The organism is Syntrophobotulus glycolicus DSM 8271, assembly GCF_000190635.1.
Classification (GTDB): Bacteria; Bacillota; Desulfitobacteriia; order Desulfitobacteriales; family Syntrophobotulaceae; genus Syntrophobotulus; species Syntrophobotulus glycolicus.
In genome coordinates this window covers 291138-305838 of the sequence record NC_015172.1, presented here as the reverse complement: position 1 = coordinate 305838, position 14701 = coordinate 291138, and the positions used below count along the sequence as shown (strand labels likewise).

At 42.1% G+C, this 14701-nt stretch carries 14 protein-coding genes and 1 rRNA gene; 7 read left to right on the top strand and 8 right to left on the bottom strand.

What is annotated here, in order from left to right; translation table 11 throughout:
* Positions 1–37 precede the first annotated feature (37 nt).
* The 5 genes from SGLY_RS01490 (at position 38) to SGLY_RS01470 (ending at position 6815) form a co-directional block, all read left to right on the top strand.
* Positions 38–739 carry an ABC transporter ATP-binding protein gene (locus tag SGLY_RS01490; protein WP_013623517.1) on the top strand — a complete coding sequence of 234 codons (702 nt, stop codon included), beginning with the start codon at positions 38–40 and terminating at the stop codon, positions 737–739.
* Positions 714–1895: an ABC transporter permease gene (locus SGLY_RS01485; protein ID WP_013623516.1), complete on the top strand. Its 1182-nt coding sequence runs from the start codon at positions 714–716 to the stop codon at positions 1893–1895. Before SGLY_RS01490 ends, SGLY_RS01485 begins: the two co-directional genes overlap by 26 nt.
* Positions 1896–2201: 306 nt before the next feature.
* Positions 2202–2900 (top strand): ABC transporter ATP-binding protein, encoded by a 699-nt coding sequence (locus SGLY_RS01480; RefSeq protein ID WP_013623515.1) that lies wholly within the window; start codon positions 2202–2204, stop codon positions 2898–2900.
* A 21-nt stretch (positions 2901–2921) separates the two neighbouring features.
* Positions 2922–5516, top strand: coding sequence for an ABC transporter permease (locus SGLY_RS01475; RefSeq protein WP_013623514.1), 2595 nt, complete (start codon positions 2922–2924; stop codon positions 5514–5516).
* A 45-nt stretch (positions 5517–5561) separates the two neighbouring features.
* On the top strand, positions 5562–6815 hold the full coding sequence (locus SGLY_RS01470; RefSeq protein ID WP_013623513.1) for an efflux RND transporter periplasmic adaptor subunit: 1254 nt from the start codon (positions 5562–5564) through the stop codon (positions 6813–6815).
* A gap of 88 nt (positions 6816–6903) precedes the next feature.
* Here the strand turns inward: SGLY_RS01470 and SGLY_RS01465 are convergent, their stop codons facing one another.
* Together SGLY_RS01465 and galU are read right to left on the bottom strand one after the other, a co-directional pair.
* Positions 6904–7320 (bottom strand): DUF805 domain-containing protein, encoded by a 417-nt coding sequence (locus SGLY_RS01465; protein WP_013623512.1) that lies wholly within the window; start codon positions 7318–7320, stop codon positions 6904–6906.
* 170 nt (positions 7321–7490) lie between these two features.
* On the bottom strand, positions 7491–8402 hold the full coding sequence (galU, locus tag SGLY_RS01460) for a UTP--glucose-1-phosphate uridylyltransferase GalU (protein ID WP_013623511.1): 912 nt from the start codon (positions 8400–8402) through the stop codon (positions 7491–7493).
* A gap of 262 nt (positions 8403–8664) precedes the next feature.
* Here galU and SGLY_RS01450 point away from each other — a divergent pair, with 262 nt between their 5' ends.
* Entirely contained in the window at positions 8665–9732 is a 1068-nt protein-coding gene (locus SGLY_RS01450) for an acetylxylan esterase (RefSeq protein ID WP_013623510.1), read from the top strand.
* On the opposite strand, the gene SGLY_RS01445 is transcribed toward SGLY_RS01450, so the two are convergent.
* Complete coding sequence (locus SGLY_RS01445) at positions 9719–10150, bottom strand: DUF1232 domain-containing protein (RefSeq protein WP_013623509.1); 432 nt, start codon at positions 10148–10150, stop codon at positions 9719–9721. The two genes, SGLY_RS01450 and SGLY_RS01445, sit on opposite strands and share 14 nt — an antisense overlap.
* Before the next feature lie 215 nt (positions 10151–10365).
* Positions 10366–11052, bottom strand: coding sequence for a manganese catalase family protein (locus SGLY_RS01440; protein ID WP_013623508.1), 687 nt, complete (start codon positions 11050–11052; stop codon positions 10366–10368).
* A gap of 178 nt (positions 11053–11230) precedes the next feature.
* On the opposite strand from SGLY_RS01440, the gene SGLY_RS01435 reads away from it, so the two are divergent.
* Positions 11231–11722, top strand: coding sequence for a spore coat protein (locus SGLY_RS01435; RefSeq protein ID WP_013623507.1), 492 nt, complete (start codon positions 11231–11233; stop codon positions 11720–11722).
* A gap of 67 nt (positions 11723–11789) precedes the next feature.
* On the opposite strand, the gene SGLY_RS01430 is transcribed toward SGLY_RS01435, so the two are convergent.
* The 4 genes from SGLY_RS01430 to rrf form a co-directional block, all read right to left on the bottom strand.
* Positions 11790–12701 carry an LCP family protein gene (locus SGLY_RS01430; RefSeq protein ID WP_013623506.1) on the bottom strand — a complete coding sequence of 304 codons (912 nt, stop codon included), beginning with the start codon at positions 12699–12701 and terminating at the stop codon, positions 11790–11792.
* A gap of 111 nt (positions 12702–12812) precedes the next feature.
* The gene (locus tag SGLY_RS01425; RefSeq protein WP_013623505.1) at positions 12813–13568 is read right to left on the bottom strand and encodes a RidA family protein; all 756 of its coding nucleotides are present in this window, start codon (positions 13566–13568) and stop codon (positions 12813–12815) included.
* Positions 13569–13629: 61 nt separating this feature from the next.
* A complete protein-coding gene (locus tag SGLY_RS01420) occupies positions 13630–14259 on the bottom strand; it encodes a class II aldolase/adducin family protein (protein ID WP_013623504.1) in 630 nt (209 codons plus the stop codon).
* Between the two features lie 236 nt (positions 14260–14495).
* Positions 14496–14600: ribosomal RNA gene (rrf, locus tag SGLY_RS01415) — 5S ribosomal RNA — on the bottom strand.
* Positions 14601–14701: the final 101 nt, after the last annotated feature.

The window sequence follows — 14701 nt, the reverse complement described above, 5'->3', positions numbered from 1 at the left end:
AAGCAGCGGATATACCAAATAAAAGAGGCGAATCTGTTTGATAAAACTCAGGGATATTGAAAAAAAATACCCCAGCCCGGAAGGCGGGGAGATTACGGCACTATCACTCTCCCGCTTGGATATCCAGGCGGGAGAGGAAATAGGGCTTGCCGGAGCCAGCGGTACGGGAAAAACAACACTGCTCAATATTATTTCTGGAATTTCACTTCCCTCCCGGGGCAGCGTGCGGATCAACGAGGTGGAAATCAACCTGCTCCCGGAAGCGCAAAGAGACCTTTTCCGCGCTCAGACCATCGGCTATGTGTTTCAGACGTTTAACCTGATTCCTTCGTTGACGGCGAAAGAGAATGTCCTGGCCTCCATCGTCTTCGGCAAAAAGATTCCGGCCCAGGCAAGAGAAGAGCGCTGTCTTGCTCTTTTAAAAAGAGTCGGGTTATCCCATCGCATCAACCATAAGCCAGGACAGCTCTCGGGCGGCGAGCAGCAAAGGGTTTCCATCGCCAGGGCCCTGGCCAACAGGCCAGCCGTCGTCATCGCGGATGAGCCGACAGCAAACCTGGATATGAAAACCAGAATGATGGTCCTGGAACTTTTACGGGAGGTCTGCCGGGAAAATACCGCCACTTTGATCATGGCCACCCATGACCAAGAAGTACTGAAAAGTTTGAAAAGAGTCATAGATTTAGAACAAACGAAAGAAGGAGCGAAAGAAGATGCTACTCAGGATAGCATGGCGTGACTTGCTGCAAAAGCCGTTACAATACACCTTGACAGTGATCGTAGCGGCTGCGGCCATCGGCCTGTCTTTAGCCGTCATACTGATCGCGGCCTCCGTACGGCAGGGCATGGTGAATGCTGCCCTGCCTTTCGACATGATTGTCGGAGCAAAAGGGAGCCCCACCCAGCTTATCTTCAATACGATATTTTTACAGGATGCCCCCGTGGGCAATATATCCAACGCCATCCACGAACGACTGGTCAAAGATGAGCGGACGGCCAAAGTTATTCCCTTTGCTTTCGGCGATAATTACGGTGGCCACCGGATTGTCGGAACGACCGGGGATATTTTTCAATTGCGCCCCAGTTTACAAGAAAAACCCATTTTTGCCCTGCAAGAAGGACGTCTTTTTGCCGAGGAGCACGAAGTGGTAGTTGGGGCGGTCGCAGCCGGAAAGCTCCGGCTGCAGATCGGAGACAGCTTTAAAGCCAGCCACGGTCTGACAGCAGCCCTAGAGCACTCCGAGCATGACGAAGATTATGTGGTTGTCGGTATCCTGGAGAAAATGAACAGGCCTTATGACGACGGTATTTTTACCCCGATTGAGTCGGTATGGGAAATGCACGGCAACAAAAACCGTGACGTAACCGCCCTAATGGTGACGCCAAAAGACTATGCCGGACTGATGCAGATGTATCAGGAGATCAACAGCGGTCAGGAGGCCCAGGCTGCTTTTCCTGGGGCGGTGATGGCAGATATTTTTGATATGCTGGGGCAGAGCGAAGATATTCTGACCGTCGTTTCTTATCTTGTCCTGGCCATGTCCTTACTCACCATTGTCATCTCGCTCTACTGGTCTGTGCTGAACAGGGCCAGGGAAAACGCCATATTGCGGGCGATCGGCGCGGCAAGACGGGATATCCTCCAGGTTGTCGTTTTGGAAAGCGCCCTCCTTGTCCTGACCTCCCTTGTCTCCGGCCTGATCTTCGGCCATCTGCTGGCTTACGGAGTGGCGGCATACTTGCAAAGCGTCATGTCCCTTTATGCCCCCGTAGGTTTCCTGCCCCAAGAACTTCTTATCCTAGCTGTTGTTGCCCTGCTGGGAATCACAGCTTCGCTATTGCCCGCCATGAACGCCTATAAGACGGATGTGGCCAAGAACCTGCTGCCGCAATAAGCTATTACGGTTCCTGACGGAAAAACATAGGTTTGATCGGCTTCCGCAATAACCATACTGTTGGCCCGGGGTTTTCTATGATTAACGAGCTGTCTTCTGTTTCGTTACTATTAAAGGAATTTTCCACTGGGCATTGATTGACAATGGCCTGGCGTTTGGCTATCATATTTTAAGAAGTTAATTTTGACTTTTTGTTAGATATCTCTAACTCAGAGGAAATCCTTTTTATTGAAGGTTTTCTTTCTGACGATCAGGACAATGACTACCCATGGAACTGAAAATAGCAGGAACAAGGCGGGCTTAGACATGTTTCTAGAGGTCAGGGAAATTGAAAAAAGCTATGGGACCGGAGAAAGCCATACAAAAGTTTTGCGCGGAGTTTCCACCACTCTGGAAAGGGGAAAAATGTGCATTATTCTCGGCCCGAGCGGCAGCGGCAAATCAACGTTATTAAATGCCATAGGCGGTTTGGACCGTGTTGATAAAGGATCCATTGTGGTTGATGGTTTGGATATTGCGAAACTAGAGCAGAAAGAACTGGTTCTCTACAGAAAAAACTACCTGGGGTTTATCTTTCAGTTTTATCATTTGGTTCCCAATCTTACCGTAAAGGAAAACATTCAGGTATGTGAATACCTCACCTCTTCCCCCCTGGACCTCTATGAATTGCAGGATGCCCTGGGCCTTACGGAACATCAAAACAAATTTCCGTTTCAATTGTCGGGCGGACAGCAGCAAAGATGCGCGATTGCCCGGGCGCTGGTTAAAAATCCCCGGCTTTTGCTCTGTGATGAACCGACCGGGGCCCTTGATTACACGATGTCAAAAGAAATATTGGTGCTTTTGGAAAAGGTAAATCAGGATTACGGAACAACGGTTTTGATCGTATCCCATAATATCGCGATTAAGGATATGGTCCATAAAGTCATTGAAATTAAAGATGGAAAAATAGAGAAAGATTACCGTAATGAGACCATCATTCCTGCCGGGGATTTGGAGTGGTAGGTCGGAACGCAGGTGGCTGCCATGATTTTAAATCAAAGAATAAAACGGGAATTAAAAGGAAACTGGCTTCAATACGGGGCACTTTTTTTTCTGGTTGCGTTCAGTCTCAGCATTGTGATCAGTATGGCCTCGGCTACAGATTCTGTTTTCCATACTGTGGATACAAATCACCAGAAAAATCATGTGGAGGATGGAGAATTTCATGTTCTTGTGCCATTCTCAAGGGAGCAGGCAGCGGAGATAGAAGCGTTGGGCGTCAAACTGGAAGAGAACTTTTATCTGGATATCGATCTGGGCGGGAACACCTTCCGTCTCTTTAAAAACAGAGAACAGATTAATACCTTGGAATTGGATGAGGGTGTATTGGCCGACAAAGCCGGTGAGATCGTGATCGAGAAACGATACGCCGACAGCCGCGGTTTAAAGGTAGGAGACACCATTGAAATAAAAAATAAACAATATACTGTCACAGGTATTGGTTCCGCGCCGGATTATGCTTCAGTGAAAAAAAATCCGTATGATGTGGCAGCTGATTCTGATCAATTCAATATAGGGTTTGTTTCTCCCGAGACCTTTGAAGAGCTGAAAAATGATGAAAATACGGAATTTTGCTATAGCTATTTACTGACTGGCAATGTCACCGCTAAAAAGTTAAAGGATCATTTAGCCGATATGGATTTTGACAAATCCATGATTACCAACCGTTATATGCTGGAAGCCGCGGAAGAGGCGGAAAGCAAAAAACAAGAGCTGGAAAAAGGATTTGACCGGCTGGCGGATGGAAGCAGAGCTTTAAAGGATGGCCTGAATGAATTGAACGACGGGTTGACCAGCTTAACAGACGGCGTGCAATCTCTTGCGGAACTGGGATCGCTTAATGAGAGCCTGAGAAGTCTGAACCCCGAATTGAATGACCTTTATAATGGAAGCGCCTCTTTATCGGCGGGCGGCAGGGAGCTCAGCGACGGAGCCTCCGCTTTGGACAATGGCGTTCGGGAAATGCGCACCACACTGCTTGATTTTTGGGAAGACAATATTGACGACCAATATGTTAATCTTTCTTATTTTATCTCAAGTGAAGATAATCCCAGGATTAATGACGTAAAAACGGATTGCGAAATTAACAAACTCAGCGCGCTCTTTGCCGGCCTGATCATTTTATTATTGCTCGCTTATGTGATCTCGGTATTTATTGTGAATAATATTGAACGGGAAAGCCCCGTAATCGGAGCGCTGTATTCCCACGGTTACATGAAAAGTGACTTGTTGAAACATTTCATGATTCTTCCCCTTTTGCTTGTGGCGGCGGCCTCTGTAACGGGAACCGCAGCCGGCTATTTCATGATCCCGGTCATGAACCAATCGTCTGGGATCTATTCCTTTCCGGAACTTCAAGCTGTGATGAAACCCTACCTCATCGGATACGGAATTGTCTTACCTGTCATCATCGCCGCTTTAGTCAATTTCTTGGTCATTAATAAAAAGCTGTCTTTGGAACCGTTAAAATTACTGCGTCAGGAAAAAAAGCAGAGCCGGATTGCCAATCTTGATTTAGGCAATTTGGGTTTTATCCATCGCTATCGCGTCCGTCAGCTTTTAAGGGAAATCAGAGGAAATATCACTATTATTCTGGGGCTGTTTCTGGCAATCCTGCTGATGGTCTTTGCCGTCCAAATCAAGGGCAGCATTGATCATTATGTGCAGCACACTACCGATGACGCCAAATTCAAATATATGTATATTTTACAGTATCCTGAGGATGAGGTTCCTGAGAACGGCGAAGAGGCCTACAGTCAATCTTTGTATGCCTATTTTAATCTGATTGATTCTGATTTAGAAGTCAACCTTCTGGGGATCAAAGAAGATAATCCTTATTTTTATTTTCAAATCAAGGACAGCGGAGATAACGACGATGTCTATATCTCGAATTCTGTCGCCTATAAATTTGGTTATAAAGTTGGCGATCATATTATCCTCAATGATCATATTGAAAATAAAAGTTATCGCTTTCATGTAGCGGGTATTGTACCGTATTCCAACGGCTTGTATATTTTTGCGAATATCGATCATCTGCGCAAAGTATTTGACACGGAAGATGATTTCTATAATACGGTGCTTTCCGATAAGAAGCTGAACATCGAACAGGGAAGGATTGCTTCCGTCATTCATTTGAATGACCTGGCCGAGTCGGCCTCTAAATTTAATGAGATGATGGCAAGTTTGATGATCACACTGCTGGCAGGGTCTGTAATTATCTTTATTGTCGTGCTGTATCTTTTATTAAGGATGATGATGAATAAGTCAACCTTCAGCATATCTCTGCTTAAGGTCTTCGGCTACGACGAAAAAGAAGTAAAGAGAATCTATCTCGGAAGTGCCTTTTATACAGTTTTGTTGTCAGCCGTAATCGGAATACCGGTGAGCAGGTTTATTGTTGCGGCAATATGGCCGTTTATGATTTCCAATGTAGTGGCAGGATTTGAAAGCTATATCCCCTTGAATTTATATTTGGCCGTAATTGGGATTATCCTGCTGTCCTATCTGGTTGTGAATTTCCTGTTGGGAAGACATTTGCAAAAAGTCACACTCGTTGAGATCTTAAAAAACAGGGAATAGATGTTTAGCTTCGGCATTCAATCATGGATAAAGGGGGCGGGCAGGATGGAAACAAAAACAAAAGAGGCTGGGCGGATCTCCATTACGGGAATCTCCATCGCGGGAATCCCGATCGTGCGGATCTCCATTGCATTAATTTGGGGGTTGGCCGCTATCATTGGAATGATACAAATTTTCAAACCCAAAGCTGTTGAGGTTGCGGTCGCAGCTCTGGAAAAAAGAAATCTGGCGGATTCAATATCTGTAACAGGCAAGATAGAGTCTGAAGAAATTTATGAAACTGTCTTGAGTTCTTCCCAAAAGGTTATCAAACGGTATAAGAACATTGGGGATGATGTCAAAGCAGGGGATATCCTTGTTACTCTTGATACGGAAGACCTCGAATACCAGCTGAATAAAGCGGTTCTCAGCCTTGACACCCTTAAAACAAGCACAGGAAACGCCAAGGCTCAGGCTTCCATAAACCTTGATACTGCCAAAAATTCCTATGCCCTGGCCGGTAAAGCTTACCAGAACATCAAAGCGCTTTACGATACGGGAGCTGCTTCCAAGGATGACCTTGATCAGGCGGATAACGCGTTAAAATTAGCTGAAAGCCAAGTAAAACTGGCAGAAATTCAATACAACAACTTGAACCTCAATTCCAGCGGCTCCGATGTCCAAAAACAGATGGAACGGCTGAACCTTGATATTCAGAATCTGAACAGGAAGATTGCCGAGAGTACGATAAAATCACCGATCAGCGGAACACTGACCTTGCTGGACGCACGCGAAAACCAGTACCCTTCACGTTCCCAGGGTCAGGTCCAGGTTTTGGACCTGAGCAGGCTTATCGTCAAGGCCGATGTCAGCCAATATGACGCCGTTCTTTTGAACCCGGGGCAAAAAGCCTCTGTAAAGGTTAAAGGACTGGGGGAAACCCTCACAGGAAGAATTACATCCATCAGCGATGTCTCTAATACAACTGCCGGCTCCAGTACGGAACCGAAATATGAGGTTCAGATTTCTCTGGATGACTCAAAAAAAGATATCAAAGCCGACTATGATGTGGACGTGAATATTTCTATCAAGGAAAAAACTGATATCCCGGCGGCCGACAGCCGGGCTGTTCAAGCAGAAGACGATAGGAAGTTTGTCTTCATCGCTGCTGACGGGAAGGCAGTAAAAAAGTATATCAAAACAGGACTGGAAACAGACCTGTATATTGAAATATTGGAAGGTCTCTCTGTTGGAGACCGGTACATCACCACACCTCCCGATGGTTTAAAGGAAGGAGATCGGGTAAGTCCTACAGATTGAGATGATGATATAGAATGCAGCAAACAGCCGGGACTTGCCCCGGCTGTTTGCTGCATTCTACTCTTTGACCCCAGTGAAGACAGGTCTTTTAAGCGCCCAGATCGTTCTGTACATTATTTCGCCCACTCTCCAACGCTTTCTGGTCTTCCCCGTATTTGTTTGATCCGGCCGTTCCGCTCAGGAGCATCAGCACCAGATACCAAATTGTCCCGACAAAAGGAATCAAATTGATCAAGATCCAAGCTCCGGACTTGTTCTGATCATGCAGTCTTCTAAAGGACACTGAAAACGAAGGAATAAGTATAAATAGTCCGTATAACAAAAAAAGATAACCATACTCCATACCATATCCCGTGTCAATCGCCGTCAACCCCAATACGTGATCCAGAATGATGGCGACAAAAGAAAAAATAAAGTTGAAAAGAGCAAACATCCAGTATTCTTTTCTTCTGGCCCTGCCGCTGAATTTGGCGTACCTTTTCAACACCGCCAAATACCATTGCATAAAAATCCCCCCTTTTTTTAGATTTAAGATTACATAAGATACTATTCCGTATAATTAATAAGATTCCTTATTAAAATATTCCAAATTATAATAATTTTTCCATTTAAATACCAAAGAACTTCCCCTATTCAAAATCTTAACAAGACTATCACCAAGATCTATTACAAAGTTTATCCTTCTGTGACTTGCCTTTTTGGTCTGCCTGCAATTACTTTTTTTCTTTCATAAAGACCGTCCAAATATTTTGCGAATTCAACTCCAATGTCGGGCGATTCCAGGGAATATTCGACAGTAGCTTTAAGAAAACCAAGCTTATCCCCCGCATCAAAGCGTGTCCCTTCAAATTCACAGGCATAGACTTTGTCTTCTTTACTTAATAAATTGAGAGCGTCAGTCAGCTGATATTCTCCTCCCGATCCTTGAGGAATCTTCTCCAGGTATCCAAATATGGAGGAAGTGAGAACATACCTTCCCATAATGGCTAATCTTGAAGGGGCATTTTCCAATGATGGCTTTTCCACCAGGTTTCTGACTTGATGTACGTTCCCTTTTTTCCCTGCGGAGGCCACAATCCCGTATTTATTCACATCATGCTCCGGAACTTCCCTTATCCCAATAACGCTGGAATGGTTTTTTTCCGCGACATCGATCAATTGTTTTATTGCCGGCATCCTTGACTTAATAATATCATCGCCCAACAAAACAGCGAAGGACTCTTCTCCAACAAAAGATTTGGCGCAATGAACAGCATGTCCCAGACCAAGAGGCTCTGTCTGCCTCGTATAATAAATATTAGCCATTTTAGACAAGTCAATTAATTTTTCTAATTGTTCTTCCTTGCCTTTCATTTTAAGATGGGCCTCTAATTCCGGAGACCGATCATAATAGTCGACAATCGGCCACTTTCCTCTCCCTGTAATGATTAAAATATCAGTTATCCCTGAGTTAACCGCCTCTTCAATAATATATTGAATTGTAGGCTTATCACAGATAGGAAGCATTTCTTTCGGCAATGCCTTGGTTATCGGTAAAAATCTTGTTCCCAAACCGGCGGCAGGGATTACGGCTTTAGTAATCTGCATAATAAAATCACTCCATTAATATAGATTATGATTTGTTAAGATGTGTTATTCTCTAAATTTATTGCTAAATCCTTCATATTCTTCAAAATAAATAGCAAATCTTTCATATTCTTAAAATAATTTGAATTTGCAAATATTTGAAACATAGTATAATATATTATGACGTTTTCAATAAACCAGATCTTCTTTTTAATTCTTTCCGCTTTTACATCGTGATTCACTCGAATCATCAACTGTTATATTAACCAAAGGGGTAGATCATATGGATATTACAGAAGAAAAAACAGCTGGCTTTCGGCAATATAAACCAGACCTTACCAGACAACCTGACTTTGAGTCCTTCTGGTATCAGGCGATGGAGGAAGTCTTTCCCGCTATTGGAAGCCAAAGTTGGCGGGTTAATGTTGAATCAGAGAAACTGGACAGATTTGAGGTTTCTTATGATCTGGTTTTAGAAAAATACCCCTTTCCTTTGAAACAAGTCATTATTTATCAAGCTCAGATTGAAGCGGCAGATGGAACCTTGCTCAAGGGCTGGTACCTCCTCCCTTCCACGGCTTCTCCCGAAAACCGGGTGCCCGGTCTTGTGCGTTTTCACGGATATTCCTCAAATAAAGGCAAAATCAGCGAGTTGTTACTTTGGGCCCTCCAAGGCTATGCCGTCCTTGCCATGGATATCCGAGGCCAATGCGGAGATACTCCGGACGGCCGATCATACTCTGCCGGCGCTTTCTCCGGTTGGCTTACACTTGGTCTTGACTCTCCAATGGAATACTATTACCGTCAGGTTTACCTGGATAGCGTCCAAATCATTGAATCTCTGGCCCGAAGGCCGGAAATCAATGAGGCCAAAATAGGATTGTTCGGCAATAGTCAGGGTGGGGGAATTGCTATTGCCGCCGCGGCCTTACTGGAAAAAAGCAGTCAAAGGAATCCGCAAATAACAGGGAAGATCGCCGCAATTAATGCCGGCATCCCTTTTTTGGCGGATATGAAACGTGCTTATCTGGACCATGGAGACGGACCATGGGCAGAATTAAGCTGGTATTTTCGAATGCATGACCCTCTTCATGAAAAAGAAAAGGAAATATTCCAAACCCTTAGTTATTTTGATTTAATCAATTTTGCCCCATGGCTTCATTGTCCTGTCTTGATTTCCGTAGGACTAAAGGATACAGCCTGTCCCCCGTCCACCATCTATGCACTTTACCGTCACCTTGCAGGTGAAAAAACAATTATTGCTTATCCTGATTATGGACATGAAGATATCGACAACCATACAGATAAGCATATTGCCTTTTTTGCGGAGAGACTGCTTAATACAAAATAATAAATAATTCTGAAGTCAGATATGTAATCAGAATCCAAAGCATGATGATTAACAGACAGCCTGCCTTATCCCCAAATCTGTGTGAATTTGCTGCTGCAGACTTTTGGTAGTATTCCTCTATGATTTCTTTTTCTAAGGATACCTTTAACAATATACTGCCAAGCAAAATTATAATACTATCATCAATGTATCCAATATATGCCATGAAATCCGGACACAAATCAAACGGGCTAATGGTCAGCAATACAATGCTCCAAAAAATTACCCTCAAATAATATGGCTGGCGGCAGTCAGTTAATGTGCGGAAGCAAGCCAACAGCGTGAAGTTGATTGTTTCCAATCCCGTTATTTCTGTGAGATTATCATTGATCTCCTTACTTACTGTAAGATCTTTCTGAGGGCTTTTGTCATCATCCATTTTTAATCCTCCTGACGATTGAATCTGATTCAGATTCGTTTTCAGCTGATCGGAGAGTTAGCGTCCTCATATCATATTTTATTCAGCCCTCAAAAATGATAACAATATTAACCAGTCAAAGTATTCCTAAAAAGATCTATCTCTATTAAAAGAACAGGGACTGCCGCAAATAGCCGATATTCCTTTGCAACGGTCCCTCCTTCGTTTTTCTTTGTTTAATGAGCGTTTTGTTTATCTGGTGCTGAAAACTTTGGGGCCTGGGGATTGTTTAAGCGATCAAAGTATTTTCCCGGTGTAGACAGATCAAAATAAATTTTCGAATCTTCAGTAACTCCCCAATCTTGAAGCGACCCGGTTTCAGCCAATTCATTAAACGCCTGGCGAAACAGGGTATTATGGGCCTCCTCCCTGTTCAGAAGAAAATCAATCATTTCACGGACACCATTGTCATTGATCTGTCTATAGAGGTATTCGTAGACAACCTTCGCTCTTTGCTCTGCTGAAATATTGGATAATAAATCCGCGGCCAAATCTCCCGTAGTCTCAATATATGCCGCAGTCCAAGGGTACCCTGATGAATTTGTCATCATTGGCGCAAGGCCACTGGTCAGGTGAGCTTCAATATTTCCGATATTCGCATTGATCGCATCCACTTTGTGTCCGTTAAGCAAGTTCACTGCAGTAGCAACCATTTCCATATGGCTCATTTCCTCAGCTGCAATATCCAAAAATAAGTCTTTGACTGCAGGGTCTTTAATTCTAAAGCTCTGAGAGAGATATTGCATTGCGGCTTTCATTTCCCCATGGGGTCCACCCAACTGATCCTGAAGCATAACAGCATAGCTGGGATTCACCCGATCAACTTTTACATCCATTAATAACTGTTTATCATGCTTAAACATTTTCTAAACTCCTTTCAGCAAAATCTGATTAAATATATTTTTTTTCATTAGTAAAATAAATATACTATCTATTTTTTGCTTAAATTGATGAAACATATGAAAAACATTTAATGAATAAAACGCTCATACAAGAAGAAAACTATGTACGGTTAATTTTATCAATTCGGAGGTAATGATCATGGAGCAGCAGCTTAGTCAAAAGGAAAAAATGTTTCTGGAAGAACTGAAAAGCCAGGAAGATATTTGTATTCAAAAATACAATAATTATGCTTCGCAGACTACATGTCCACAACTTAAACAAATCTTTCAGAATCATGCCCAAACAGAACAGCACCACTTTGACAGTCTTACCCAAATTCTTAGTGGACAAGTCCCTAATATTCAACAATCCTCGGGAAATAAATCAAACTTCCAACAACCCGATCAATGGGAAATGAAAAAATCCGCTTCTGATAATCAGCAGCCTGCGGATAAGAAAAAGAATGAATATTTATGTCATGACGCTCTTTCTGTGGAAAAATATGTTTCCGGTACCTATGACACTGCGATTTTTGAATTTAGAGATCCCAATATCCGACAAGTATTAAATCACATTCAAAGTGAAGAACAGCAACACGGTGAAGAACTCTTTAATTATATGCACAGCAATGGAATGTACCCGGTACAATAATGAAAAAAGGTGATCTGACAAAGTCAGACACCTTTTTTATTGATAAAAATATTTTTTTAAACAGAATTCATTTAAAAAACTCATTGAATAATTCGTTGGTTTTTTCCTCATTCAACACCCAGTAAGAAATTCCATCAATCATTTTTCCTTCTCCCGGTAAAGTCAGATAACTTACACTTCCTTCCGGAACTTCCTTAAGGAATTTAGCAAAACCAATCAATTGTTTAAAGGTTAAATTCATCTGAATATTGTCCTTATATTTTAAGACAAGCTCCGCGGTCTCAATTATTTTCCCAGAGTCTCTCTGCTGCTTGAGAAATGTACTCACAAATTTTTGCTGTCTTTTGATTCGATCGATATCTCCTCCCGGAGAATATCTCCAACGGATGTAATCAAATGCTTGTTCTCCGTTCAAAACCTGCAGTCCTTTAGAAAGATTTACCCCATGATCTTTCATATCAATTTCAACATCCAATTTTATTCCGCCGATTTCATCCACGATACCAGGAACAGGTTCCATGTCCATGGCAAAGTAATAGTCAATCTTGTTATTGGTCAAATTATTTACAGCATCTATGCTGGCTTTGATTCCATCCCCCTGCATACTCCCATAGGCATAAGCATGATTAATTTTATCTTTCTTATTCTCAACCGGAATAAAAGAATAGGTATCTCTCGGAATGTTTAAAATTTTAATTTTTTGGGTATCAAGATTGATTCTGGCAATAGCAATCGTATCTGCTCGATAACTTCCCAGCCAGTTTTCTCTTTCTTCAGTTTTATCTATCCCCAGAAAAAGAATATTGATGGAATTTGACATTCCCGCAAGTTCATTATCGTCCTGGTTTGAATCATTCTCATGTAATGCGGGACCTTTTAAACTTTCTTTGTATGTTAAAGATTGAAAAATATAATTTATCGCTGCTGCACTCAGGATCACAATGATTATTGCTGAAATTACTATTGTTCTTTTTTTCATCTTAATTCATTCCACCAATTCTTTATTGCACTCGGGATTTCTTTTCATAGGCTGATTTTTATCCATTCAAACATCTAAACATCTGTCTTTAGTTCATTTTTTTTAAGGACCTCATTGATAGGCAGAGCAGCATATTAGAACGTCGCAATCATTACTCATTTTTTCGACTTTCATCAGTTGGTTGGCCTTCTCTTCATCCTTTCCAATATATTGTTCGAATACCTCTTCAATATCTTTAATCTTATTTTCATCTTGCAGATAGATCATAAATGAATAAGTCCTCTTGAAATCTGAACCGGCTTCTGACAATGTCTTTTGCAGTTTATCCATACATTGTTTGACTCTATCTTTAAAGTCCATCTTATCTGATTCTGTGAAATTTTCAGGTCCGACACCGGAACAGTATACAAAACTGTCTGCCTTAACAGCCGCCGATACCGGCCCTGAAAGCTGCTCAATCTGTTCATCAATGATGTATTCCTTTTTTCCGCGGTATGCCGAAAATTCTATTTCGATGTCTGCCGTTTCTTCCATTTCAGCAGATTGGACGACCACCCTGGTTGGATATTTACCCTTTTTAAAATACAGCTTGAATACTTCATTAACTGTTTCAACCTGGCTGATATCTTTCATCATAATAAAAACTGAGTATACATCCTCAATCTCAAAATCCTTTTTCGCCATATAAACCCTCGCCATTTCGAAGATCCTTTTGGTCTGGGTCTTTAGATCCTTTTCCGACACGTTATTTAAGAAATACTCCATTAATTCAATACTGGAAAAGAACAAATAGTTATCGTTATCACCTTTTAATTCTCCCTGGCTTAGGGATTGATTTTCTTTTTGCACACCTGCTTTATTTGTCATCTTGCAAACTCCTTTCCCTGTTTCACCAATATGAAAGTATCATACTCTCAGTCATTGTTATTCATTTACTAGTATAACCTGGTGATAACATTTCCATCAAATAAGCCGTCTTGGCATATTCCTCCAGTGTATCCGCAAGATAGTATGCCTGCCTCATATCTTTCCCCACGGTTATGAATCCATGCCTTCGCAGCAAAGCCGCATTAATTTCCTCCATTTTAAAAACATTGATAACCCCCTCTGCCAATTCTGCTGAACCGGCTTCCGCATAGTCCACTATCCCTATTTGTTTTAAGCCAACTTCCGCATCTACCGTTATTACCTTTAGGCTTTTCATTATTGTGCCTACTGCTGTCGTATAGGAAGCATGGCCATGAATAACAGCGTTTACTTCAGGTCTGGCTTTGTAAATGCCTGCATGAAACTTTATTTCAATGGAAGGTTTCCCTTCGCCCTCGTATAAATTTTGTTCCATATCCGCAAGCAGAAAATCATGTTCGGCCATGTCCTTAAAGCTCTTTCCGCTGGCCTTAATCAACATTAGGTTTTTACAGTCCGGTACTCTTGCGCTTAAATTGCCGCAGATTCCTGAAGAAAGCTTCCGCTCATAAATATCTTTACTGACAGCTACGAGTTCTCTGCGTAAGGTCCTTATTCTATCTGATATTTCACTATCTATGTGGGTTGACATGTTTTTCTCCTTAATCGTCATCTTGAATTCAATAAAATTTTAGCTTCTGAGGTACTGTTGAAAAGATTCTTGCATAATCATATGATAAAAAATTCACTTAATGGCAATTTATCTTTCAACTAAAAAAATTTGTAAAAGAACTTGATCTATACCTGATTCTTTCATATATATCAAAAACACCCTATCCACATAGTATGATTATACCATTCAGATAGCGGTGTTTTTTGATTCCATTTACCTGGCAACCTGCTATTTTCCCGTAAAGTATCGTCGCCCCTGGAGGTCTTAACTTCCGTGTTCGGGATGGGAACGGGTGGTACCCCTCCGGTATTGTCACCAGATCACTTGAAGGCCTTTGCCTTTATCCGGGATGTTCAAATTCCTTTGCCATCCCTGGCTGTGTTCCTTCAAAACTGCACAGAGCTTTTTACATAGGTTTCTT